This is a genomic window from Kribbella sp. NPDC048928 (genome assembly GCF_043197975.1).
Lineage (GTDB): Bacteria > Actinomycetota > Actinomycetes > Propionibacteriales > Kribbellaceae > Kribbella.
In genome coordinates this window covers 307,356-329,708 of sequence record NZ_JBICUC010000004.1, presented here as the reverse complement: position 1 = coordinate 329,708, position 22,353 = coordinate 307,356, and the positions used below count along the sequence as shown (strand labels likewise).

The 22,353-nt window shown below is 67.8% G+C and carries 28 protein-coding genes and 3 pseudogenes; 20 read left to right on the top strand and 11 right to left on the bottom strand.

Annotated features, from left to right (window positions below; all coding sequences use genetic code 11):
• Positions 1-6: 6 nt before the first annotated feature.
• Together ACGFI6_RS19460 and ACGFI6_RS19455 are read left to right on the top strand one after the other, a co-directional pair.
• Positions 7-459 (top strand): DUF1707 domain-containing protein, encoded by a 453-nt coding sequence (locus tag ACGFI6_RS19460; protein WP_393120335.1) that lies wholly within the window; start codon positions 7-9, stop codon positions 457-459.
• A complete protein-coding gene (locus tag ACGFI6_RS19455; protein ID WP_393120333.1) occupies positions 456-1,268 on the top strand; it encodes a hypothetical protein in 813 nt (270 codons plus the stop codon). The genes ACGFI6_RS19460 and ACGFI6_RS19455 overlap by 4 nt, the downstream gene beginning before the upstream one ends.
• 65 nt (positions 1,269-1,333) lie before the next feature.
• Here ACGFI6_RS19455 and ACGFI6_RS19450 read toward each other — a convergent pair whose 3' ends face one another.
• Entirely contained in the window at positions 1,334-1,612 is a 279-nt protein-coding gene (locus ACGFI6_RS19450; RefSeq protein WP_393121259.1) for an NAD(P)-binding domain-containing protein, read from the bottom strand.
• 52 nt (positions 1,613-1,664) lie between these two features.
• Between ACGFI6_RS19450 and ACGFI6_RS19445 the strand changes: the two are divergent.
• The 13 genes and pseudogenes from ACGFI6_RS19445 to ACGFI6_RS19385 all read left to right on the top strand — a co-directional run bounded on the left by ACGFI6_RS19445 (position 1,665) and on the right by ACGFI6_RS19385 (position 8,734).
• Positions 1,665-1,954: pseudogene (locus ACGFI6_RS19445) on the top strand (winged helix-turn-helix transcriptional regulator).
• Positions 1,955-2,060: 106 nt separating this feature from the next.
• The gene (infA, locus tag ACGFI6_RS19440; RefSeq protein WP_012923661.1) at positions 2,061-2,282 is read left to right on the top strand and encodes a translation initiation factor IF-1; all 222 of its coding nucleotides are present in this window, start codon (positions 2,061-2,063) and stop codon (positions 2,280-2,282) included.
• Between the two features lie 32 nt (positions 2,283-2,314).
• Complete coding sequence (rpmJ, locus tag ACGFI6_RS19435) at positions 2,315-2,428, top strand: 50S ribosomal protein L36 (RefSeq protein WP_008361054.1); 114 nt, start codon at positions 2,315-2,317, stop codon at positions 2,426-2,428.
• 180 nt (positions 2,429-2,608) lie between these two features.
• Positions 2,609-2,980, top strand: coding sequence for a 30S ribosomal protein S13 (rpsM, locus tag ACGFI6_RS19430; RefSeq protein WP_393120328.1), 372 nt, complete (start codon positions 2,609-2,611; stop codon positions 2,978-2,980).
• Between the two features lie 35 nt (positions 2,981-3,015).
• Positions 3,016-3,423, top strand: coding sequence for a 30S ribosomal protein S11 (gene rpsK / locus ACGFI6_RS19425; protein WP_130384622.1), 408 nt, complete (start codon positions 3,016-3,018; stop codon positions 3,421-3,423).
• Between the two features lie 26 nt (positions 3,424-3,449).
• The gene (gene rpsD, locus ACGFI6_RS19420) at positions 3,450-4,058 is read left to right on the top strand and encodes a 30S ribosomal protein S4 (protein ID WP_393120326.1); all 609 of its coding nucleotides are present in this window, start codon (positions 3,450-3,452) and stop codon (positions 4,056-4,058) included.
• A gap of 103 nt (positions 4,059-4,161) precedes the next feature.
• A complete protein-coding gene (locus ACGFI6_RS19415; RefSeq protein ID WP_393120324.1) occupies positions 4,162-5,187 on the top strand; it encodes a DNA-directed RNA polymerase subunit alpha in 1,026 nt (341 codons plus the stop codon).
• Between the two features lie 70 nt (positions 5,188-5,257).
• Positions 5,258-5,797 (top strand): annotated as a pseudogene (rplQ, locus tag ACGFI6_RS19410) (50S ribosomal protein L17); the annotation flags it as partial.
• Positions 5,798-5,953 (top strand): annotated as a pseudogene (locus ACGFI6_RS19405) (50S ribosomal protein L17); the annotation flags it as partial.
• Positions 5,954-6,013: 60 nt separating this feature from the next.
• Entirely contained in the window at positions 6,014-6,826 is an 813-nt protein-coding gene (gene truA / locus ACGFI6_RS19400) for a tRNA pseudouridine(38-40) synthase TruA (RefSeq protein WP_393120322.1), read from the top strand.
• Positions 6,819-7,433: a class I SAM-dependent methyltransferase gene (locus ACGFI6_RS19395; RefSeq protein WP_393120320.1), complete on the top strand. Its 615-nt coding sequence runs from the start codon at positions 6,819-6,821 to the stop codon at positions 7,431-7,433. The genes truA and ACGFI6_RS19395 overlap by 8 nt, the downstream gene beginning before the upstream one ends.
• 4 nt (positions 7,434-7,437) lie before the next feature.
• The gene (locus ACGFI6_RS19390) at positions 7,438-7,983 is read left to right on the top strand and encodes a SigE family RNA polymerase sigma factor (protein ID WP_393120318.1); all 546 of its coding nucleotides are present in this window, start codon (positions 7,438-7,440) and stop codon (positions 7,981-7,983) included.
• Positions 7,976-8,734, top strand: a complete 759-nt coding sequence (locus ACGFI6_RS19385) for a hypothetical protein (RefSeq protein ID WP_393120315.1) — start codon at positions 7,976-7,978, stop codon at positions 8,732-8,734. The genes ACGFI6_RS19390 and ACGFI6_RS19385 overlap by 8 nt, the downstream gene beginning before the upstream one ends.
• A gap of 1 nt (position 8,735) precedes the next feature.
• Here the strand turns inward: ACGFI6_RS19385 and ACGFI6_RS19380 are convergent, their stop codons facing one another.
• Together ACGFI6_RS19380 and ACGFI6_RS19375 are read right to left on the bottom strand one after the other, a co-directional pair.
• The gene (locus ACGFI6_RS19380) at positions 8,736-9,854 is read right to left on the bottom strand and encodes a hypothetical protein (RefSeq protein ID WP_393120313.1); all 1,119 of its coding nucleotides are present in this window, start codon (positions 9,852-9,854) and stop codon (positions 8,736-8,738) included.
• The gene (locus ACGFI6_RS19375) at positions 9,851-10,060 is read right to left on the bottom strand and encodes a hypothetical protein (protein WP_393120312.1); all 210 of its coding nucleotides are present in this window, start codon (positions 10,058-10,060) and stop codon (positions 9,851-9,853) included. The genes ACGFI6_RS19380 and ACGFI6_RS19375 overlap by 4 nt, the downstream gene beginning before the upstream one ends.
• A gap of 119 nt (positions 10,061-10,179) precedes the next feature.
• Here ACGFI6_RS19375 and ACGFI6_RS19370 point away from each other — a divergent pair, with 119 nt between their 5' ends.
• Positions 10,180-11,862 carry an ABC-F family ATP-binding cassette domain-containing protein gene (locus ACGFI6_RS19370; protein WP_393120310.1) on the top strand — a complete coding sequence of 561 codons (1,683 nt, stop codon included), beginning with the start codon at positions 10,180-10,182 and terminating at the stop codon, positions 11,860-11,862.
• Positions 11,863-11,868: 6 nt separating this feature from the next.
• Here the strand turns inward: ACGFI6_RS19370 and ACGFI6_RS19365 are convergent, their stop codons facing one another.
• Both ACGFI6_RS19365 and ACGFI6_RS19360 read right to left on the bottom strand, forming a co-directional pair.
• Positions 11,869-12,870: a hypothetical protein gene (locus tag ACGFI6_RS19365; protein ID WP_393120308.1), complete on the bottom strand. Its 1,002-nt coding sequence runs from the start codon at positions 12,868-12,870 to the stop codon at positions 11,869-11,871.
• Entirely contained in the window at positions 12,867-13,415 is a 549-nt protein-coding gene (locus ACGFI6_RS19360) for a TetR/AcrR family transcriptional regulator (protein WP_393120306.1), read from the bottom strand. The genes ACGFI6_RS19365 and ACGFI6_RS19360 overlap by 4 nt, the downstream gene beginning before the upstream one ends.
• A gap of 120 nt (positions 13,416-13,535) precedes the next feature.
• Between ACGFI6_RS19360 and ACGFI6_RS19355 the strand changes: the two genes are divergently transcribed.
• Complete coding sequence (locus tag ACGFI6_RS19355) at positions 13,536-13,991, top strand: nuclear transport factor 2 family protein (protein ID WP_393120305.1); 456 nt, start codon at positions 13,536-13,538, stop codon at positions 13,989-13,991.
• 152 nt (positions 13,992-14,143) lie between these two features.
• On the opposite strand, the gene ACGFI6_RS19350 is transcribed toward ACGFI6_RS19355, so the two are convergent.
• The gene (locus ACGFI6_RS19350) at positions 14,144-15,430 is read right to left on the bottom strand and encodes a citrate synthase (RefSeq protein ID WP_393120303.1); all 1,287 of its coding nucleotides are present in this window, start codon (positions 15,428-15,430) and stop codon (positions 14,144-14,146) included.
• A 287-nt stretch (positions 15,431-15,717) separates the two neighbouring features.
• Here ACGFI6_RS19350 and rplM point away from each other — a divergent pair, with 287 nt between their 5' ends.
• From rplM to glmM, 3 genes are read left to right on the top strand one after another with little or no spacing between them, the layout of a single operon-like run.
• Complete coding sequence (gene rplM / locus ACGFI6_RS19345; protein WP_131286311.1) at positions 15,718-16,161, top strand: 50S ribosomal protein L13; 444 nt, start codon at positions 15,718-15,720, stop codon at positions 16,159-16,161.
• Between the two features lie 35 nt (positions 16,162-16,196).
• The gene (gene rpsI / locus ACGFI6_RS19340) at positions 16,197-16,718 is read left to right on the top strand and encodes a 30S ribosomal protein S9 (RefSeq protein ID WP_393120301.1); all 522 of its coding nucleotides are present in this window, start codon (positions 16,197-16,199) and stop codon (positions 16,716-16,718) included.
• 7 nt (positions 16,719-16,725) lie between these two features.
• Positions 16,726-18,072: a phosphoglucosamine mutase gene (gene glmM, locus ACGFI6_RS19335; protein ID WP_393120299.1), complete on the top strand. Its 1,347-nt coding sequence runs from the start codon at positions 16,726-16,728 to the stop codon at positions 18,070-18,072.
• A 39-nt stretch (positions 18,073-18,111) separates the two neighbouring features.
• Here the strand turns inward: glmM and ACGFI6_RS19330 are convergent, their stop codons facing one another.
• The 5 genes from ACGFI6_RS19330 to ACGFI6_RS19310 form a co-directional block, all read right to left on the bottom strand.
• Positions 18,112-18,564 (bottom strand): DUF5753 domain-containing protein, encoded by a 453-nt coding sequence (locus tag ACGFI6_RS19330; RefSeq protein ID WP_393120297.1) that lies wholly within the window; start codon positions 18,562-18,564, stop codon positions 18,112-18,114.
• A gap of 98 nt (positions 18,565-18,662) precedes the next feature.
• Positions 18,663-19,463, bottom strand: coding sequence for an ABC transporter ATP-binding protein (locus tag ACGFI6_RS19325; RefSeq protein WP_393120295.1), 801 nt, complete (start codon positions 19,461-19,463; stop codon positions 18,663-18,665).
• The gene (locus ACGFI6_RS19320) at positions 19,460-20,320 is read right to left on the bottom strand and encodes an ABC transporter ATP-binding protein (protein ID WP_393120293.1); all 861 of its coding nucleotides are present in this window, start codon (positions 20,318-20,320) and stop codon (positions 19,460-19,462) included. Before ACGFI6_RS19320 ends, ACGFI6_RS19325 begins: the two co-directional genes overlap by 4 nt.
• A 115-nt stretch (positions 20,321-20,435) precedes the next feature.
• A complete protein-coding gene (locus ACGFI6_RS19315; RefSeq protein WP_393120291.1) occupies positions 20,436-21,344 on the bottom strand; it encodes an ABC transporter permease in 909 nt (302 codons plus the stop codon).
• A gap of 12 nt (positions 21,345-21,356) precedes the next feature.
• The gene (locus tag ACGFI6_RS19310; protein ID WP_393120289.1) at positions 21,357-22,346 is read right to left on the bottom strand and encodes an ABC transporter permease; all 990 of its coding nucleotides are present in this window, start codon (positions 22,344-22,346) and stop codon (positions 21,357-21,359) included.
• Positions 22,347-22,353 lie beyond the last annotated feature (7 nt).

The window sequence follows — 22,353 nt, the reverse complement described above, 5'->3', positions numbered from 1 at the left end:
TGAGACATGCCTCAGTACCAGCCGTACCAGCGATTCACCGAAGCTGACCGCGACAAGATCGCCGGGCGGCTGCGGGATGCGTTCGCGGACGGGCGGCTGGACCAGCCGGAGTTCTCGACCCGCCTCGACCAGCTGTACACCGTTCAGACGTACGGCGAGCTGGAGCCGCTCGTGCGTGACCTGCCGCCGGTACGGACGTACGCGACGCCCGAGGTGGTCAAGGACACCAAGCCGGCGCCGGAGCCGGGCAGTTTCCCGGAGCGCAAGCCCGACAACCACCCGCACCACGGCCGCCGGGCCGGTGCGATCGGCGGCTTCACCGGTGTGGTGATGATCAACGTCGTGATCTGGTTCGTGATCGGACTTGGCAACGGTGGGCACTGGCCGCACTTCTGGCCGGTCTGGTTGCTGATCCCGTGGGCGATCATCGCCCTCGGCGGTCTCGGCAGGCGCCGTTGACCGCGGCCCCGGTCGTCCGCCACGCGACCGGTCCGCGGCTGCGGGCCGATGTGGCGTGGCAGGTGCATCAAGGGGCTGCGATCGTCTATGTGATCTGGTTCGTGGTCGCTGTACCGCTGGCGATCGCCGGGTTGCTGCTGGAGCCACGCTGGGTCGGCTGGATGGTGCTGGCCTGGTTCCTCGTACTCGTTGGGTTCACCCTCGCACTGCGGGTCGGCGACAGCCGTCGGCGGCGGGAGTGGGCAGCTGCCGCGGGACAGCTGGGCTGGCGGATCAGTGCGTCCGGGCAGGAATTGCTCGATCGTTGGCCGTTCCCACCGTTCGACGTCGACCCGAAGGCGACGGTCGTGGACGTGACGTCCGGCCGGCATCGGGGCCGTGAGTTCTGGACCGGGCGGTTCCGGCACAAGGTACGGCGGCGCGAGCTCGGCTTCGACTTCCTCGATCTGCAGGTGGATCGGCCGTTGCCGCCGTTGCAGGTGCTGCCCGCGGGCCTGGCGCCGGTCGCCGCGGCGAGCCTGCTCCCGTTGCGGCTCACCGTCGACGGGCTGTCCACGCAGTACCAGTTGTTCAACGGGCGTGAGGACCATGCACTCGCCGTCCTGCATCCGCGTACGGTCGAGGCGCTGGCCGAGGTACCGCCGTTCGGATTCAGCTGCGAGGGCAGGCGGTTCGTCGCGATCCTTCCGGCGTATCGCGACTCCGGCACCGCGCTCGCGCAACTGGACGCGGCCTGCGATCTGCTCGACCTGATGCCGGAGCTGGTCTGGCGCGCAGGCGAGCAGTGGGCCGCTACTGAGCAGCCCTGATCAGGCCGACCAACGCAGAGAGGTCCCGGTCGCCGAGGCCGGTCGCAACCGCCTTGCGCAGCAGGTCACCGATCGGAGTCACCAGTACGGGATCGACGCCCTGGGCCTTTGCCGTCGCGACGAGATTGCCGTACGCCGGCGAGGCCGGCGCTCGGGGTGGTCGGTCCGGTGACGTCGTCCAGGACGGCGTTGACGCTTGCGTCCACGAGCAGGCAGACGACGACCAGCGGAGAGGCGGCGACGGCATCGGCTGCATTGGTGGCGCGGGTGACGCCGAGGTCGTCGAGTTCGGGGGAGCGGCCCGGAGTGCGGTTCCAGACGGTGGTCGGATGACCGGCGGCCAGGAAGGCGAAAGCGAGGGCGGTCCCCTCGCGCCGAGCCCGAGAACGGTGACAGGTGATCGGTGGGAAGTGGAAGCCGCGGATCCTGTGGGCGCTGCACCACGGGCCGTGCGGTTCGGGGAGTTGCGGCGGGAGGTCTCCGGCGTCACCGAGAAGATGCTGATCCAGCAGTTGCGGGAGCTGGAGTCGCGGGACATCGTGCACCGGGAGGTCTTCCACCAGGTGCCGCCGAAGGTCGAGTACTCACTCACCGAACTCGGGTGCTCACTCAACGAAGCGCTGATACCCTTGGACACCTGGGGATCGGACCATCTGGCCGAGCTCGAGGCTTCACGGGTGCGCTGAGTCTGCGCTGCGGGGTCTCGATTGGGTTTCGCCTGGGTGAGTGGCGTAGACTCTTCTCTTGGCTCTTTGTAGCCATAGCCAGTCACGTCTACAGAAGTGCGAGGACATGCCCAAAAAAGAGGGAGTAATCGAACTCGAGGGCACCATCGTCGAGGCCCTGCCGAACGCGATGTTCCGTGTTGAGCTGTCCAACGGGCACAAGGTGCTCGCGCACATCAGCGGCAAGATGAGGCAGCACTACATCCGGATCCTCCCCGAGGACCGGGTCGTCGTGGAGCTGTCGCCGTACGACCTCACCAGGGGTCGGATCGTCTATCGGTACAAGTAACACCACCAACACCTGTCGAAGAAAGTAGCTCGATGAAGGTCAACCCGAGCGTCAAGAAGATCTGCGACAAGTGCAAGGTGATCCGCCGGCACGGCCGGGTCATGGTGATCTGCGAGAACCCGCGGCACAAGCAGCGGCAGGGCTGACCAGCCCACACGCAGTACCACAGCACTTTCGCACCACAGCGCGCATGCTCGTCCAGGAACGTACTGGGCGTCGCCCCCGGAACAGAGGCCGGGGCCTTGCCGGTGAAACGAACAACTCACCGAGGCGGGCAGGGACGCAGCGCGCCACCACACCTCTGCTGACGAAAGGAACACCGCCACATGGCACGCCTCGTAGGAGTCGACCTGCCGCGCGACAAGCGCATCGAGGTCGCTCTCACCTACATCTTCGGTGTAGGTCGTACTCGCGCCCTGAAGACGCTCGAAGCCACCGGCATCTCCGGTGACAAGCGCGTCCACGAACTGGGTGACGATGAATTGGTCTCGCTCCGGGACTACATCGAAGGCAACTTCAAGATCGAGGGTGACCTCCGGCGCGAGGTCACCGCGGACATCCGCCGCAAGATCGAGATCGGGTCGTACCAGGGTCGCCGGCACCGCAGCGGGCTGCCCGTGCGCGGTCAGCGCACCCGGACCAACGCCCGTAGCCGCAAGGGCCGCCGTAAGGCGATCGCCGGCAAGAAGAAGAAGTGACCCGGATGACTTTCGACCACCCCAGGAGCAACTGAATGCCTCCCAAGAGCCGCAGTGCGGCCGGCGCGAAGAAGGTGCGCCGCAAGGAGAAGAAGAACGTGGCCGCCGGCCACGCGCACATCAAGAGCACGTTCAACAACACGATCGTGACGATCACCGACCCGACCGGCGCGGTCATCTCGTGGGCCTCCGCGGGCACCGTCGGTTTCAAGGGTTCGCGCAAGTCGACCCCGTTCGCCGCGCAGATGGCCGCCGAGGCCGCCGGGCGCCGGGCGATGGAGCACGGCATGCGCAAGATCGACGTGTTCGTGAAGGGTCCCGGCTCCGGCCGTGAGACCGCGATCCGTTCGCTGGGTGCGGTCGGCCTCGAGGTCGGCACCATCCAGGACGTCACCCCTGTCGCCCACAACGGCTGCCGCCCGCCCAAGCGGCGCCGGGTCTGATCCCAGAGAGAGGAAGGTAGCGAACCATGGCCCGTTACACCGGACCTATGACCAAGAAGTCGCGCCGTCTCGGGGTCGACCTCGTCGGTGGCGACAAGGCGTTCGAGCGTCGTCCGTACCCGCCGGGTATGCACGGCCGCGGCCGCCCGAAGGAGAGCGAGTACCTGCTCCAGCTGCGCGAGAAGCAGAAGGCGCGTTACTCGTACGGCGTCCTCGAGAAGCAGTTCCGCCGGTACTACGAGGAGGCCTCGCGGCGCTCCGGCAAGACCGGTGACAACCTGCTGCAGATCCTGGAGTCCCGGCTGGACAACGTGGTGTACCGCTCCGGTCTCGCCCGTACCCGCCGCCAGGCCCGTCAGCTCGTCGTGCACGGTCACTTCACCGTGAACGGCGTCAAGGTGAACATCCCGTCGTACCGGGTGACTGCTCACGACATCATCGATGTCAAGAAGAAGTCGGTCGAGACGACGCCGTTCATCATCGCCCGGGAGGCGCACAGCGAGCGTGTCGTCCCGGCGTGGCTCGAGGTGATGCCGGAGCGTCTGCGGATCCTCGTCCACCAGCTGCCCACCCGGCAGCAGATCGACACCCAGGTCGCCGAGCACCTGATCGTCGAGCTCTACTCGAAGAACTGACCGCGTGCCGGCCGGCGGCCCCCGGGCTGCCGGCCGGCCCGGCGCGTTCTTCACCCCTCGCGACCTCAAATAGTGGTCGTCGCGACGAAAGAAGGAAAACACAGTGCTGATCGCACAACGCCCCACCCTGACCGAAGAGGTCGTCGACGAGTACCGCTCGCGGTTCGTGATCGAGCCGCTGGAGCCGGGCTTCGGTTACACCCTCGGGAACTCGATCCGCCGGACCCTGCTGTCCTCCATCCCCGGTGCAGCCGTCACCAGCATCAAGATCGACGGTGTCCTGCACGAGTTCTCGACCGTTGCCGGGGTCAAGGAAGACGCCACCCAGCTGATCCTGAACCTGAAGGACCTGGTCGTCTCCTCCGAGCACGACGAGCCGGTCACCATGTACCTGCGCAAGCAGGGCCCCGGTGACGTGACGGCAGCCGACATCGCGCCGCCGGCCGGTGTCGAGGTGCACAACCCGGACCTGAAGATCGCCACTCTGAACGAGAAGGGCCGGCTCGAGATGGAGCTGGTCGTCGAGCGTGGCCGCGGCTACGTCTCGGCCGTCCAGAACAAGTCCGCCGACGCCGAGATCGGCCGGATGCCGGTCGACTCGATCTACTCGCCGGTCCTCAAGGTGACCTACAAGGTCGAGGCCACCCGGGTCGAGCAGCGCACCGACTTCGACCGCCTGGTGGTCGACGTCGAGACCAAGACATCGATGCTGCCCCGCGACGCCGTCGCGTCGGCCGGTAAGACCCTGGTCGAGCTGTTCGGTCTGGCCCGCGAGCTGAACGTCGAGGCCGAGGGCATCGACATCGGCCCGTCCCCGGTGGACGAGCAGATGGCCGCCGACCTGGCCCTGCCGGTCGAGGACCTGCAGCTGACCGTCCGGTCCTACAACTGCCTCAAGCGCGAGGGCATCCACACCGTGGGTGAGCTGATCTCGCGCAGCGAGCAGGACCTGCTGGACATCCGGAACTTCGGCTCCAAGTCCATCGACGAGGTCAAGCTGAAGCTGGCCGAGATGGGTCTGTCGCTGAAGGACTCCCCGCCCGGGTTCGACCTCCGCGCCGCGTCCGGTGCCTACGGCAACGAGGCGGACGACGAGGACGAGAGCTTCGCCGAGACCGAGCAGTACTGAGCGTACCTGCGGCCCGTCGGGCCCTACATCCCTTCGGCCCGACGGGCCTTAGATTTCTGGAGTTAACGAGATGCCAACCCCCACCAAGGGTGCCCGGCTGGGCGGCAGCCCGGCGCACGAGAAGCTGATCCTCAGCAACCTCGCGACGTCGCTGTTCGAGCACGGCGCCATCACCACCACCGTGACGAAGGCCAAGCGCCTGCAGCCGCTGGCGGAGCAGATGATCACCAAGGCGAAGCGTGGTGACCTGAACTCCCGCCGCCAGGTGATGAAGCGGATCAAGGACAAGAGCATCGTGCACGTGCTCTTCACCGAGATCGGCGAGCGGTACGCCGACCGTCAGGGCGGCTACACCCGGATCACCAAGCTCGGCCCGCGCAAGGGCGACAACGCCCCGATGGCGCGGATCGAGCTGGTCGAGGCGCTGTCCGACTCGCCGAAGGCGAAGAAGACCGCCAAGAAGGCTCCGGCGAAGAAGGCCGCCGCTGCCGAGACCAAGGTCGAGGACAAGGTCGAGGACGCCCCGGCCGCCGACGCGCCGGTGCAGGACGTCGTGGCCGGCAAGTACGACAACTCGGCCGCGCCGAACGCCGACGGCTCCGCGCCGGAGGGCTACACGGTCAAGGGCAACGAGGACTCGATGAAGTACCACACCACCGAGTCCCCGTGGTACGACAAGACCGTTGCCGAGGTCTGGTTCAAGACCGCCGAGGACGCCGAGGCGGCTGGTTTCGCCAAGGCCGGCGGCTCGGACGACGACAAGTAGAACCCTCGACGAGGCCCCCGCACCCCACGGTGCGGGGGCCTCGTTGCGTTAGATTGCCGTGTGCGTTGGCGGATTGACTTGAGGTACGACGGGGCGTCCTTTCACGGGTGGGCCCGTCAGGACGGTCTCCGTACGGTGCAGGGGGTGCTGGAGGAGGCGCTGCGCGTCGTACTGCGGTTGCCGGACCCGCTGACCGTCACCTGCGCCGGGCGGACCGACACGGGCGTACATGCGCGTGGACAGGTCACCCATGTGGATCTGGAAGGCGCTGTGGACCCGCTACGGCTCCTCAGGGGGCTGAACGGCGTACTCCCCGAGGATGTGGCTGTCACAGCCGTCACGGCGGCTCCAGAGGGCTTTGACGCCAGGTTCTCCGCGCTGACCCGCCGGTACGTGTACCGGCTGTGCGACGCTCCGGACGGATGGGACCCGCTGACCCGGGGACATGTCTTGCGCGTGGGCCGGCCGATGGACGTGGATCGGATGAACGCAGCTGCGACCGGGCTGCTCGGGGAGCACGACTTCGCCGCGTTCTGCAAGAAACGGGAGGGCGCCAGCACAGTACGGGCGCTGCTGGAGTTCTCGTGGCAGCGGACGGGTGTTGGGCAGTTGGAGGGCACCGTGATCGCAGATGCGTTCTGCCACTCGATGGTGCGGGCGCTGGTCGGGTCGATGATCCCTGTCGGCGACGGACGCCGGGACGTGGCGTGGCCGGCCGCAGTGCTTGCCGGCAAGGTGCGGGACTCGGCGGTGTCGGTGCTGCCGGCACACGGGCTGACGCTGGAGGAAGTGCAGTACCCGGCGGACGACGAGCTGGCTGCGCGGGCGTTGCAGGCGCGACAGGTGCGAGGAGAGGTACATCAACGTGGGTGACCACTTTTTCTCGGCGGAGCCGCAGTCGGCCGACGTTCGACGTACGGTCGAGGCGAGGATCTGGGGACGCGAGTACACGTTCACGACGGCGACCGGGGTGTTCTCCCGGGACAGGTTGGACATCGGTACGTCGGTGCTGCTGCGTCAGGTGGATCCGCCGCGTACGGGCGGGACGTTCCTGGACCTGGGGTGCGGGTACGGGCCGATCGCCTGCGCACTGGCCGTGGAGGCGCCGGCCGCGACGGTGTGGGCGGTCGACGTGAACAACCGGGCGCTGGAGCTCACACAGGTGAATGCCCAGGCCACGGGGGTTGCTGAGCGAGTACGTGCGGTGCTGCCGGAGGACGTACCCGAGGAACTGCGCTTCGACCAGATCTGGTCCAACCCGGCGATCCACATCGGTAAGGCCGAGCTGCACAAGATGTTGCTGCACTGGCTCGGCCGCCTCGCCCCCGGTGGGGTGGCATGGTTCGTCGTGGGCAAGAACCTGGGCGGAGACTCCCTGCAGCGCTGGATGACCGACCAGGGCTACCCGTGCGAGCGGGTCGGCAGTGCCAAGGGATTCCGCGTACTACGTGCAACGAATGCAGGACCGGCACCGTCCTGAGGACATGGAGGCAGCCTTGGCGGCAGCGGACGTACGGGCTGAGCCGTACGACTTCGAGGCGTGGGTCACCGAGAAGGCTGACGCCCTGCTGCGGTTCGCCTACGTCCTGACCGGGGACCGCAGCCTGGCGGAGGACGCTGTTCAGGACGCGCTCACGACTGCCTGTGCGCGGTGGGGGCGGGTGAGCCGCGCGGACGACCCCGAGGCGTACGTGAAGCGGATGGTGGTGAACGCTCACATCTCGTGGTGGCGGCGCTTCCGTCGGCGGGAGGCGCCGGTAGACGACCCGGTGCGGACGGCCCGCGCGGTTCCGGACGGTACGGCGGACCGTGCGGACGCGGACGCCATCTGGGCGCTGTGCGCGACGCTGCCGGACAAGCAGCGCGCCGCCGTCGTACTGCGGTTCTACGAGGAGCTGTCGTACGCCGAGATCGGCCAGCTGCTGCACTGCGCCGAGGCGACCGCCCGTTCCCACGTACATCGAGCACTGGCTGCACTGAAGACCACCTTGAGCCATCAGGAGAGCACGGAAGGAGCCGAGGATGCCTGAGCACGACCCTGAGCAGGAGCTCGGCCCCAAGATCACGTCCGCGCTCCAGGACCACGCCGGCCTGACAGGTACGCAGAAGACCGGCATGGCCCGTGAGGCGCGTCGCCGCGTCCACCGCCGCCGCCAGGCATGGTCGATGGCAGCTGGTGCAGTGCTGGTGGTTGCAGCTGTTGGCGGCGTGTGGGGGCTGGTGGGCGGCGAGTCGCCGGTCGCGACGAGTCACAGCGACGCCGGGTCAGCACCTGCGATTGCGCCGAAGCACCAGTCGGAGGGGATCTCCACCCCGAAGGTGGCAAGCACCTCTTGTCCGCCGGACCATCCGATCCGGCAGGCCGAGGCGCCGAACGCATTGCCGACCGGCGCCGGGCTCGACGTGAACACGCCAGTGACCGGCTTGACGGCCTGCCGCTACAGCCTGACGGACAGCCGTGTGCTCGGGCAGCAGGTGTTCGACGCCGCGATCGCACAGCAGGTGGTGGATGCGATCAAGGTGCTGCCGGAGCGGAACGCGGCGCTGCCGGCGTTCAAGTGCGCACCGCAAGCAGCGAAGCCGTCCGAGGCGATCGTGCTGCGCTTCGAGACCGCGGACGGGCCACGGGAGATCTGGGTCGAGTACGACGGCTGTACCTCGGCGGGGTTCTTCACCGGGACGCACATGTACGGCCTGTTCTCCGCACCGCTGAAGCTGTTCATGGTCGGTGACGTACGGCCGACCGACGGGACCTACCTCCGGGCGCTGAAGGACTGGTAGGTCACTCGACTTCGCGCTTCGGCGTCCGGGCCGATCCGATCGGCCGGACGTTGTCGGCACGCGGCTCCGGGTCGTACCTGGGGGTGCCGTTTCGGCTCGTGGCGGTGTACGACCCGAGGAACCGTTGCAGATCGGTGATCTCGGCCTTCCGCACCGCGGGCTGCTGGGCGTCCGGCGCATAGCCCGCAGCTGCCCAGAGTTCGCGGACCTCGTTCTCGCGCTCGCGGAACGTGTCCAGCAGCGAGTCCGGCAACCGCGGCGGCACCGCGCCTGGATTCTGCTCGGCCCAGCTCTCGTAGTGGTCCAGGATGTCGTCGAGGTTCTCCTGGAACTCCAGGGTGGTCAGTTCGGCCGTACTGTCACCCTGGCCGTGCTTCGTCCCCGGATCGGTCAGCTGCCCGGCTTCGACGAGCGTCAGGTGACCGAGGCCGCGCCGAAGCGGCCCGGTCAGCTCGTGGCGCAACTCGTCCCGGTGCGCGTCCGGGACCAGATCACCGAGCTCGTGGTCGATCACCCGGTCGGCGATCTCGTTGAAGCGCTGCGGGCGCTCGGTGCTCTCGATCAGGTCGCGGAGCTGGTCCGGCCCGATCCCCGTCGCGCCGCTGAGCGGATACATCAGTCGGTCGGTGGCCGCGATGTACGCGGGGAACGCCGGGGGATGGGCGAGCGTCGGCAGTGGTTGCTCGGCCAGTTCGTCTGCGATCTGGGTCGTGTAGCGCCGGGCGAACTGGTCGGCGAGCCCGCCCTCGAGCGCGAGATCCTCCAGCGATCCGATCGGCGTTGCGCCCGGGACAGTGTCGTCGCCGCGGTCCGTCAGGGACAGCCGTGCTTGGAACACCAGGATTCTGGTTGCTCCGGCTGCGGCCTGGCTCTCGTCGGACGTCAGCGAGTGGCCTGGGGTGTACGCGGGGCGCGCTGGGTCGAGTACGTGAGAGCGGCTGACTGTCATGCTGCCGTCGCGTTCGTACACGCCGCTGATCGGGCCGGGCTGCTCGTACAGCTCGCCGTTCCAATTGGAGGGCCGGCCCGCGTACTCGGCTGCTTTGGCGACGACTGCTGCGACCCACCGGTACTCCCAGGTGTCCGGAAGGATCTCCGGACCACGTTGCACATCGGTCACCTGGTCTCCTCCCGAAGACCGGCGATCTGCTCCGCGAGTGCACTGGTCATCAGCAGCAGAGCGGGACGTACGTCCGGCAGGGCCTCTGGGACCAGTGCGCCGATCTCCTGCAGTGCTTTCTCGAGCACAGCAAGACGCTCCGCTCCGGCAGTACCCGACGACAACGTCTCGGCATACAACCGCTGCGCCTCACGGTAAGCGTCCATCCCGACCTTCCCTCACCTCTGTCCCACCCCGATCATTCCTCACCCCAGGTTCGCCCCCACCACACCTCCCGCGACGATATCGGTTCGCCTCTGCGGGGGTGGCCGGTCAGACTAAGGGAATGGGTCACGTGGAGGTCGCCGGTGTCGGCTACGAGTTGCCGGACGGGCGGGTGCTGCTGGACGACATCTCGTTCCGGGTCGCTGACGGCGCCAAGGTCGCGCTGGTCGGTGCGAACGGTTCCGGCAAGACCACACTGACCCGGATCATCGCGGGCGATCTGAAGGCGCACAGCGGGAGCATCTCCCGGTCCGGTGGGCTGGGCGTGATGCGCCAATTCGTCGGGTCGGTACGGGACGAGTCGACCGTACGGGACCTGTTGCTGAGCGTAGCGCCGGAGGCGATCCAGCAGGCGTCGGCCAAGCTGGACAAGGCCGAGCTCGCGATGATGGAGGCCGACGACGAGAAGTCCCAGCTCGCGTACGCACAGGCGGTCGCGGACTGGGGTGAGGTCGGCGGGTACGACGCCGAGGTGCTCTGGGACGTCTGCACGACCTCCGCGCTGGGCATCCCGTTCGACCGCTGCCGCTGGCGTGAGGTGAAAACGCTGTCCGGCGGTGAGCAGAAGCGCCTGGTGCTGGAGGCGTTGCTGCGCGGGCCGGACCAGGTGCTGATGCTGGACGAGCCGGACAACTACCTGGACGTACCGGGGAAGCGGTGGCTCGAGGAACAGCTGCAGGGCTCCGACAAGACCGTGCTGTACATCAGCCACGACCGCGAACTGCTGGCCAACACCGCTACCCAGATCGTCACCGTGGAGCTTGGTGCGGCCGGCAACACCGCGTGGACGCACGGCGGCGGCTTCTCGACGTACCACGAGGCTCGGCGGCATCGTTTCGAACGCTTCGAGGAGCTGCGCAAGCGCTGGGACGAGGAGCACGCCAAGCTGCGTGCCCTGATGCTCATGTACAAGCAGAAGGCGGCCTACAACTCCGGTATGGCGTCGCGGTACCAGGCCGCACAGACCCGGCTGCGCAAGTTCGAGGAGGCAGGTCCGCCGCAGGCCCTGCCGCGCGAGCAGAAGGTCAGCATGCGCCTCACCGGCGGCCGTACGGGCAAACGGGCCGTCGTGTGCACAGCGCTGGAGCTGACCGGACTGATGAAGCCCTTCGACCTCGAGGTCTGGTACGGCGAACGGGTTGCAGTACTGGGCTCCAACGGGTCCGGGAAGTCGCACTTCCTCAGGCTGCTCGCCAATGGCGGGTCGGATCCGGACGTGGAGCACCAGCCGATCGGGGACGTACAGATCGCACCTGTGGCCCACACGGGCAACGCCAAGCTGGGTGCGCGCGTACGTCCTGGCTGGTTCGCGCAGACGCACGAGCACCCGGAGCTGATGGGTAGGACGCTGCTGGAGATCCTGCATCGCGGCGATGACCACCGTGACGGCATGGGGCGTGAGCTGGCGTCGCGGAAGCTGGACCGGTACGAGCTGGCGCACGCGGCGGAGCAGACCTTCGACAGCCTGTCTGGCGGTCAGCAGGCGCGTTTCCAGATCCTCCTGCTCGAGCTGTCCGGTGCGACGCTGCTCCTGCTCGACGAGCCGACCGACAACCTGGACGTGGAGTCGGCCGAGGCGCTGGAGGAGGGGCTGGACGCCTTTGACGGCACGGTCCTCGCCGTGACCCATGACCGCTGGTTCGCGCGCGGCTTCGACCGCTACCTGGTCTTCGGCGCAGACGGCTCCGTCTACGAACCCGACGAACCAGTCTGGGACGAGGGCCGCGTACAGCGAGCCCGCTAGGGCTTGTTAGGGCTTGAGGCACCAGCCGTCGCGGTAGGCGGCCCAGTGCTCGTCCGTGGCGGCGAAGTCGACGTACAGGGCCAGGCCGAAGTTCTGGCGCGGGGAGTCGCTCAGGCCGAGGCGGGCGCCGCGCACTGCTGCGGTGACCGTCTCCGCGTGGCCCCAGTGGGCCAGGTTGTTCTCCCAGTACGCAGGGAGGCCCATCAGCAGGTCCGTGGTCGGGGGAGTGACCTCCAGCGCCAGCTTGGTCTGCTTGGCGACGTACCCGCCGTACAAGGACTCCAGCGGCATCGCGGTGTCGTACGACATCACGGCGATCTGGTCGACGCGTTCGGCGACCTGGCGGAAGTAGTCCTGCGACCACCACTTCTCGATCGGGATCGCGTGCAGGTACCAGAGCGGGTCGATCTGTGCCGCCGCGACCGACAACGTCGTACCGAGCGCACGCGTCTCGTCGAGCATCGCCAGGTAGCCCTTCGACCCGGACCGCACCGGCTCGAAGTCGTAGTGGATGCCCTGAAACCCCTGCTGCAGAACGGCTCCCGCCGACTCGACCACCCGCTTGCGGACCGCCGGGTCGTCGAGGTCCATGCCCGGATCCTTGCCGGGCTGTACGACGTCGCCGAGCCAGGCCTGTACGCGTACGCGGGGAGCGGCGGCCCGGATCGCGTCGACGAACCACCGCGCCTTCGGGGAAACTTTTGCCAACGGCAACGAACCGTCGTGCTCGAGCGGCCCGGTGTGGACGTAGAGGTCGCGGATCCCGGTGCCCTGCAGGCGCTGCGCCAGCGCCGTCACGTCGGCAGCCGTCTTCCGGCCGTCGACCCAGGCGTGGCCGAGCCACAACGCGTCCTGGTTGCGGGTCCGCGCGGACGGATCGCCGGCGTACTGCACCCGCAGGGAGACTGCGTAGGTCCCGAGCGGAGCGACGAGCAGGACGACGATCGCGAGGGCGACGGACACCAGGACGCGGAGCGCTCGGGACCACGATCGCCAGCGACGCCTCACAGACGCGGCTTCAGGCCGTCGTAGAGCAGCGAGAGCATCCGGTCGCGGGTCTCCGGGTCGAGATTGGCCGCGGTCGCACCGCGGGACGCGCCGATCAGCAGGGCGTAGACCTCTCCGAAGCCGGCGTCCGCGCGGACCGCGCCGGACTTCTGCGCGGCGGTGAGCAGGCTGTCGAACGCCTCCCGCATGCCGCGGCCGGCGGTCCGTGCCTCCTCGCCGGCGGCCACGCCGGACGCGGTCAGCGCCTCGCCGATGGCCAGCTTGGACGCCGACTCCGACACGACCTGGGTGAAGAACTCGAAGAACGCCGTCCCGGGGTCGTCACCGCCGGCCAGCTCCAGGGCCCGGTCCCGCAGCCGTTCCAGGCGCAGCGTCAGCACCGCCTCGAGCAGCTCGGTCTTCGTGGCGAAGTGCCGGAACACCGTGGCGATCCCCACACCGGCCAGCTTCGCCACGTCGTCGGTGGACGCCCCCGGCGACCGGCCGAAGACGTCGTCCGCGGCTGTCATGATCCGCGCCCGGTTGTCCCGCGCGTCTGCTCGCACCCCAGCTCCCCTCCGTCGTTCTCAGCCTAGAAGACGCCACGAACGGTTGTCGGGTTGTAAACGAAGTTGAGACTCCATATATTCGAAGTTGTCACTCCGTTTAATCTGGTGAGGAATCCGATGACTCCTGAAGAGGTCTTCCTGAAACTGGTCCACGGCGTCGCCGACCGCGACTTCGGCGCGCTGCCTGAGCTGTATGCCGAGCGGACCGACGTCCGGCACCCGATGAACCCGTACGGCGACCACCCGCTGCTCAGCAAGGACGCGCTCCGCGAGCACTTCGGCGGCGTCGGCCCGCGGGTCACCGAGGTGGTGCGCTTCCAGCCGGACAACATCCACGTCCACCGGACCGCCGACCCGGAGGTGATCGTCGCGGAGTTCGAGTACGCCGGGACGGTGGTAGCCACCGGCGAGCCGTTCCGGGTGCCGGCGATCTTCGTCCTGCGGGTCCGCGACGGGCTGATCGTCGAGTCCCGGGACTACATCGACCACCTGGCGATGATCCGCGCCCGCGGCCAGGTCGGCGAACTGGTCGCGCACCTCACGGAACCGGAGAGCGCGCCGGCCGCGTCGTAGTCGGCAGAGGCGCCGAACGGCCCCGGACCGCGGCACCCAGCGCGCCCGGGGCCGTTTCCAATCTGGTCGCCCACGCAGGCAAAACCCGCCCTGAGCGGGTGCTCAAGGCGGGTTTTCGGGGGTTCTGCCTGCGTGCAGGTCCAGCTAGCCGGTCAGCGGTCGCCCATCGGGACGTACTGGACGCCGCGCGCGCCGGTGTAGATCTGCTTCGGCCGGGCGATCTTCTGGTCGGAGTCGCCGAGCGACTCCTCCCACTGCGCCAGCCAGCCTGAGGTCCGCGGGATCGCGAACAGCACGGTGAACATCTCCGGCGGGAACTGCAGTGCCTCGTAGATCAGGCCGGAGTAGAAGTCCACGTTCGGGTAGAGCTTGCGGGAGACGAAGTACTCGTCCTCGAGCGCGATCTTCTCCAGCTCGACGGCGATCTTCAGCAGCGGGTTGATCCCGGTCACCTCGAAGACGTCGTCGGCGGCCTTCTTGATGATCTTCGCCCGCGGGTCGTAGTTCTTGTAGACCCGGTGGCCGAAGCCCATCAGCCGCTCTTCGCCGTTCTTCACGCCTTCGATGAACGCCGGCACGTTGTCGACCGTGCCGATCCGGCGCAGCATCTTCAGCACCGCCTCGTTGGCGCCGCCGTGCAGCGGGCCGTAGAGCGCGGCGATGCCGCCGGTGACGGCGCTGTACGGGTCGACCTGGGTCGAGCCGATCGCCCGCACCGCGTTGGTGGAGGCGTTCTGCTCGTGGTCGGCGTGCAGGATGAACAGGATCTCCAGCGCCCGCACCAGGCGGTCGTCGGCGGCGTACTTCGGCTCGCTCATCTTGAACAGCATCGACAAGAAGTTCGCCGCGTAGCTGAGCTCGTTGTCCGGGTAGACGTACGGCTTGCCCTGCGCGTGCCGGAAGGCGAACGCCCCCAGCGTCGGCATCTTCGCGATCAGCCGGCGGATCTGCAGCGCCCGCGACTCCTCGTTGAAGATCTCCCGCGACTCCGGGTAGAACGTGGACAGTGCGCCCACCGAGGCGAGCAGCATGCCCATCGGGTGGGCGTCGTACCGGAAGCCCTGCATGAAGGTCTTCAGGTTCTCGTGCACGAACGTGTGATACGTCACGTCGTGCGCCCAGGCCTCGTACTCCGCCTTGTTCGGCAGGGAGCCGTTCACCAGCAGGTACGCGACCTCGAGGTAGTTCGACTGCTCGGCGAGCTGCTCGATCGGGTATCCGCGGTACTCCAGGATGCCCTTGTCGCCGTCGATGAAGGTGACGGAGGAACGGGTGGAAGCGGTGTTGACGAAACCGGGGTCGTAGGTGGCCAGGCCACCGTCGCCGTCGGTTGCACTGATCTGCTTGAGATCTGCGGCACGGATGGTGCCATCGGTGATGGCAAGGTCGAAGTCCTTGCCGGTCCGGTTGTCCCGGACGGTGAGCGACTGTTCGGTCACAATGCCCTCTTCGGAAGCTGGCGTCATCGCCTGGATGAATGAGGGTAGATCAGCCGGCGGGACGCGGGTTCGGACTGCAATCTTCACCGCTAAACTAGTGCGGTCCTCAGCTCGTTCCAAGCCGGGGTCCCCTCGGCGTCCGGGCTCACTTTGACCCGCGCATGCCGACGCCGGTATTCTGGGCTGCTGTTGTGCGTTCCAGGTCCAGTACAGGCTCAGTTCTTGTCGGCCGACCGCTCGCCGACGTCCTGTTTTGTTCAACCTCTGAGAAACGAAGGTCAACGACCGTGCGCACGTACAGCCCGAAGCCTGCTGACGTCACCCGTGAGTGGCACGTGATCGACGCCACCGACGTCACGCTCGGTCGGCTCGCCGTCCAGATCGCCACCCTGTTGCGCGGCAAGCACAAGCCGACGTTCGCGCCGCACGTGGACGGTGGGGACTTCGTTGTCGTCGTCAACGCCTCCAAGGTGGCGCTGTCCGGCACCAAGCGGACCGACAAGCTGGCCTACCGCCACTCGGGTCACCCGGGTGGTCTGACCGCCACGCCGATCGGCGAGATCCTCGACAAGGACCCGCGGAAGGCCGTCGAGAAGGCCGTCTGGGGCATGCTCCCGAAGAACCGTCTGAGCCGGAAGCTGCTGACCAAGCTGAAGGTGTACGCCGGTCCGGAGCACCCGCACACGGCCCAGCAGCCGAAGCCGTTCGAGATCACCCAGATCGCCCAGTAAGCGATCGACGAACCAGGTAAACGAGGATTCACAGCGTGAGCGACATCACCACCGAGACCGAAGAACTCGACACCGAGGTCCCCATCGACACCGAGGGCCCGGTCGCCTACACCTCCGAGACGAACCCGGCTCCGGAGCAGCGCGCCGAGACGGGTCGGGTCGCGGTCATCAACCCGGCCGGCGCCACTGGTCGCCGCAAGGAGGCCGTCGCCCGCGTGCGGGTCGTCCCGGGCACCGGCAAGTGGAAGATCAACGGGAAGGCGCTCGACGTCTACTTCCCGAACAAGGTCCACCAGCAGCACGTGAACGAGCCGTTCGTCGTCGCGGGCCTCGAGGGCTCGTACGACGTGATCGCCCGGATCAACGGTGGCGGCATCACCGGCCAGGCCGGTGCGCTGCAGCTCGGTGTCGCCCGCTGCCTGAACGCCGCGGACGAAGAGGCCAACCGTCCGGGCCTGAAGAAGGCCGGTCTGCTCACCCGCGACGCGCGGATCAAGGAGCGTAAGAAGGCCGGTCTCAAGAAGGCCCGTAAGGCGCCTCAGTACAGCAAGCGCTGATCACCTGATGGGGCGTTTGTTCGGCACGGACGGATTCCGTGGCCTGGCGAACGTGGACCTGACCGCGGAGCTGGCGCTCGACCTTTCGGTCGCGGCAGCTCACGTACTCGGCGAGGCCGGTGCCTTCGAAGGGCACCGGCCACGCGCCGTTGTGGGCCGGGATCCTCGTGCCAGTGGTGAGTTCCTGGAAGCCGCCGTGGTGGCCGGTCTGGCCAGCGCCGGCGTCGACGTCGTCCGGCTCGGCGTACTGCCGACCCCGGCCGTCGCGTACCTGACCGGTTCGACCGGCGCCGACCTCGGTGTGATGCTGTCCGCCAGCCACAACCCGATGCCCGACAACGGCATCAAGTTCCTGGCTCGCGGCGGGATCAAGCTCGACGACGCGATCGAGGACGCCATCGAGGCCCAGATGGGCGAGGAGTGGCAGCGTCCGACCGGTGCGTCCGTCGGCCGGGTGACCGAGGACGGTCAGGGTTTCGAGACTTATGTCTCGCACCTGGTCCGCTCGGCACCGAACCGGTTCGACGGCCTGAAGGTCGTCATCGACTGCGCCAACGGCGCCGCCTCGGAGACCGCACCGGAGGCCCTCCGCCGGCTGGGCGCCGAGGTGGTCACGGTCGCGGCCGCGCCGGACGGCCTGAACATCAACCTGAACTGCGGCTCCACGCACATCGAGGGCCTGCAGCGTGAGGTGATCGGCCACCGCGCCGACGTCGGCATCGCGCTCGACGGCGACGCGGACCGCTGCCTCGCGGTGGACGCGAACGGCGAGCCCGTCGACGGCGACCAGATCCTCGCGGTGCTGGCGCTCGCGATGCGGGACAGCGGCCGGCTGTCGAACGACACTGTCGTCGCGACCGTGATGAGCAACCTCGGCTTCGTCCAGGCGATGGTCCGGGAGCAGATCGCGGTCGAGCAGACCAAGGTCGGCGACCGGTACGTACTGGAGGCCATGAAGGCCGGCGGTCACAAGCTCGGCGGTGAGCAGTCCGGGCACGTGATCCTGTCCGACCACGCCACCACCGGCGACGGCACGCTGACCGCGGTCATGCTGCTCGCGCGGGTCGCCCAGACCGGCAAGAGCCTGGCCGACCTGGCCGCCGCGATGACCCGTCTGCCCCAGGTCCTCGTCAACGTGAAGAACGTCGACAAGAACCGCGCCGGCAGCGACCCCGCCGTCCAGACCGCCGTCACCGAAGCGACCACCCGCCTCGGCGACACCGGCCGAGTCCTCCTCCGTCCCTCCGGCACCGAGCCCCTGGTCCGGGTAATGGTCGAAGCCGAATCCTCCGACACCGCCCACGAAATAGCCCACACGCTGGCCGACGTAGTCGCCACTTCCCTGAAGCTCTGAAACATCGAGTGCCGCCGGAGAATCCGGCGGCACTTTCGTTTACAGCTCCAAGCGCAATGAGTTCAGGAAGTCCGTGAGCTGTTGCCCCATGGCAGCCGACTCCCGCAGCACGGCGTACTGCCGCCGGTACACGTCCACATCCTCCGGCCGTTCAACCGTCAGGTAAGCGTGCATCGTCTCGACCTGAACAAACGGCTCTCCGTCGTCCACATCCTCGTTGAGAGTGAACCCGTGCCAGGGAACGGCGTGCGCCTCGACATCCAGCGGGACGACGCCGATGGTCACGTTGCTGAGTGTGGCAACGCTGGCGATACGGTCTAACTGCGCAACCATCAGCTCACGTGGCCCCGGCCGCCAGCGAAGGGCTGCCTCGGTGAGAAGGAACTCGAACGTGTGTGACTGGTCGTACAGGATCTGCTGCCGTTCAAGCCGACGCTGCATGGCCGCCGCGTAGTCCTGCTCACCAGTCAGATCCGACGCGAGGAACTCCACGCACGTCTCTGCATCCGGTGAAGGCAACCGTCAGTCGGTCGCCGGACCCGGCCACCTCTCCAAATTCCTCTCTCTTTGATTCTTGTTTCTCTTCTTTTCTAGCTCTTCAGTTGGGTGAGGCGGCGTTCGGGGGCGGGGGCGGCTTCGGCCAGGAGTTGGGTGTATTCGTGGGTGGGGTTGAGGATTACGTCGTCGGCTGGGCCGTGTTCTACGACGGCGCCGTGGTAGAGGACCATGATTTCGTCGCTGAAGTGGCGGGCGGTGGCCAGGTCGTGGGTGATGTACAGGACGCCGAGGTTCTCCTCGCGCTGGAGGGTGGCGAGGAGGTTCAGGACGCCCAGGCGGATCGAGACGTCGAGCATCGAGACCGGTTCGTCGGCGACCAGGATGGCCGGCTCGGGTGCGAGGGCGCGGGCGATCGCGACCCGCTGGCGTTGACCGCCGGACAGCTCGTGCGGCCGCCGGTGGGCGAAGTCCTCGTCGAGCCGGACCCGTCGCAGTAGTTCGAGCACCCGCTCGTCGACCTGCTCCCGGCTGAAGCCCGGATGGTGCAGCTTCACCGGCCGCTCCAGGTGATGGGCGATCGAGTGATACGGGTTCAGCGAGGCGAACGGATCCTGGAACACCATCTGCACGGTCTTCCGGTACGTCGCCGCGGCCGCACCCCGGTACCGCATCGGCTCGCCGTCGACGAGGATCGCGCCGGACGTCGGCCGTTCGAGCTGCATCAGCAGCTTGGCGATCGTCGACTTGCCCGACCCGGACTGCCCGACCAGTGCGATCGTCCGGCCCGGCGTCAGCTCGAAGCTCACGTTGTCGACCGCCCGCAGCCGGGTGGTCCGTAGTCCGTTGCGCAGCCGGTACTCCTTCACCACGTCACGCAGCTCGAGCTCAGTCATACTGCCTCCTGGTCGGTCTCGTCCAGGGCGATCTCGCCGGTCCGGACGAAGCTGCCGCGTTCGCCGGTCAGGCTGGGGAACGACGACAGCAATCGCTTCGTGTACGGGTGTTTGGGCTTCGTGTACAGCGTCAGCGCGTCGTCCAGTTCGACGATCAGGCCGGCCCGCATCACCGCGATCCGGTCGCTGATCTCGAGCAGCAGCGGGAGATCGTGGGTGATGAAGACGACAGCGAACCCGAGCTCGGACCGCAGCCGGGTGATCTCGCGGAGGATCTCCCGCTGGACGACGACGTCGAGGGCGGTGGTCGGCTCGTCCATGATCAGTACCTGCGGCTCGAGCGCGAGCGCCATCGCGATCATCACCCGCTGCCGCATGCCGCCGGAGAGTTCGTGCGGGTACGCGCGTAGCCGTTCGCGGTCGACGCCGACGCGTTCGAGCAGCTCGGCGCAACGGATCCGGCGTTCCGCCTTGCCGACCTCGGGCCGGTGCGTGATGAAGACGTCCTCAAGCTGCTCGGAGATGCGCAGGACCGGGTTCAGCGAGTTCATCGCGCCCTGGAAGACCATCGCGATCTTGTCCCACCGGAACGCGCGCAGTTCCTCACCGGCCAGTACCGACAGGTCGACGTCGGGACCGTCCTCGGGGGAGAAGACGACGCGTCCGCCGGTGATCTTGGCCGGCGGCTTCAGGAGCTGAGTGATGCCGTACGCAAGAGTCGACTTGCCGCACCCGCTCTCCCCGGCGAGCCCGAGGATCTCGCCGCGCTGCAGCGTGAGGGAGACCTCGCGTACGGCGTGCACGGTGGTCTCCGCGAGGTAGTCGATGCTGAGGTTCTCGATGCTCAGAACGGTCATGGGGCCTCCCGGCCTGGACTGAGGAGCGGAGGGAGCGAAGCGACCGGAGTGACGAGGGAAGACCGGGAGCAACAGCCCCATGACCCGCCGCGACGGAGTCGCGGCATCAGGACGGTCATGCGTGCACGCTCCACTTGTTGCGTTCGGCACGCGTCTGCGCCCGCAGCTTCGGGTTGATGATCTCGTCGATCGAGAAGTTGATCAGTGACAGCGCCGCGCCGAACAGCGCGATCGCCAGGCCCGGCGGCGCGAACCACCACCACGCGCCGAGCCGCAGGGCCAGCCCGTTCTGCGCGTAGAACAGCATCGTGCCCCAGGTGAAGGACCCGGACGCGCCGAGCCCGAGGAACGACAGACCAGCCTCGCCGAGGATCGCGAAGATCACCGCGAACACCACCTGCGACGCGAGCAGCGGGATCAGGTTCGGCAGGATCTCGACGCTCAGGATCCGCCAGCGTTTCTCGCCGCCGATCCTTGCCGCCAGCACGTAGTCGCGGCTGCGCACGCTGAGCGTGAATCCGCGCAGTACCCGGGCGGACCCGGCCCAGCTGGTGATTGCGAGGACGGCGGCGACCAGCCAGATCGACTTGTTCGGTACGTAGCTGGAGATCACGATCACCAGCGGCAGACCGGGGATCACCAGCATGATGTTGGTGAACAGCGAGAACGCCTCGTCCGCCCAGCCGCCGACGAACGCGCCGACGACGCCGAAGAACGACGACAGCAGCAACGTGATCGCGCCGACCACGACGCCGATGATCAGCGAACCGCGGGTGGCGTACGCGAGCTGGGCGAAGATGTCCTGACCGCTCTGTGTGGTGCCGAGCAGGAAGCCGTTGCCCGGTCCGGTCAGGCCGATGTCCCGGACCGTCGAGGGATTGCCGACGAGCAACGGACCGAGCACGCCGAACAGGATGATCAGCCCGGCGATGGACAGCCCGACGGCCAGCTTGAGGGTCATCGGGGGCAGCCGGCGCCGGGACGGTGTGGCGACGGCGACCGCGCCTTCGGTGGTGATTGCCATGGTCGTCCCTTCCTAGGACCGCGCCCGCGTACGGGGGTCGATGACGCCGTACAGCAGGTCGACGAGCAGGTTCGCGCCGAGGACGGCCAGCGTGATGATCAGGAAGACGCCCTGCATGAGTGCGTAGTCGTTGTTGCCGACGGCAAGCAGGAGCGCGGAGCCGATCCCCGGGTACGAGAACACCGCCTCGGTGACGATCGACCCGGCGACCACGAACCCGAGCGAGATCGCGAACCCCGACACCGACGGCAGGATCGCGTTCCGGGCGACGTACCGGGACCGGATCCGGCGCGGGGTCAGGCCCTTCGCCTCGGCGGTGACGACGAAGTCCTCGGACAGCGTCGAGACCATCATGTTCCGCATCCCGAGCATCCAGCCGCCGATCGACGAGACCACGATCGTCAGCGCCGGCAGCGCGCCGTGGTACAGCACCGACTGCGCGAACGGCAGGCTCCAGCCGGGCGTCACCGAGTACACGTCGTACCCGCCGCTCAGTGGGAAGACCGGCCAGGTGCTGCCGAGCACGAAGAGCAGCAGCAGTGCGAGCCAGAAGTACGGCACCGACTGCAGCATCGTGGTGAGCGGGATCAGGTTGTCGATCCAGGACCCGCGGCGCCACCCGGCCGCGCGACCGAGCAGGATCCCGACGGCGAACGAGATCACCGTTGCGATCCCGATCAGGCCGACGGTCCAGGGCAGCGTCTGGCCGATCACCTGCGAGACCGGCGCGGGGAAGTACGCGATCGACGTCCCGAGGTCGCCGGTCAGCAGATGGTGCAGGTACGTCCAGTACTGGTTCCAGAGCGACGAACTGGTGTCTGTCCCGAGCAGCGCCTGGATGGCAGCCCGGGTGGTTGGCGTGACCGGGCCCTTGGTGGCGAGCTTGGACAGCATCAGGTCGACCGGGTTCCCCGGCATCAGCCGGGGAATCAGGAAGTTCAGCGTCAGCGCCGCCCAGAGGGCGACCAGGTAGAACGCGAGTTTCCGCAGCAGATAGCGCACAGCCGGC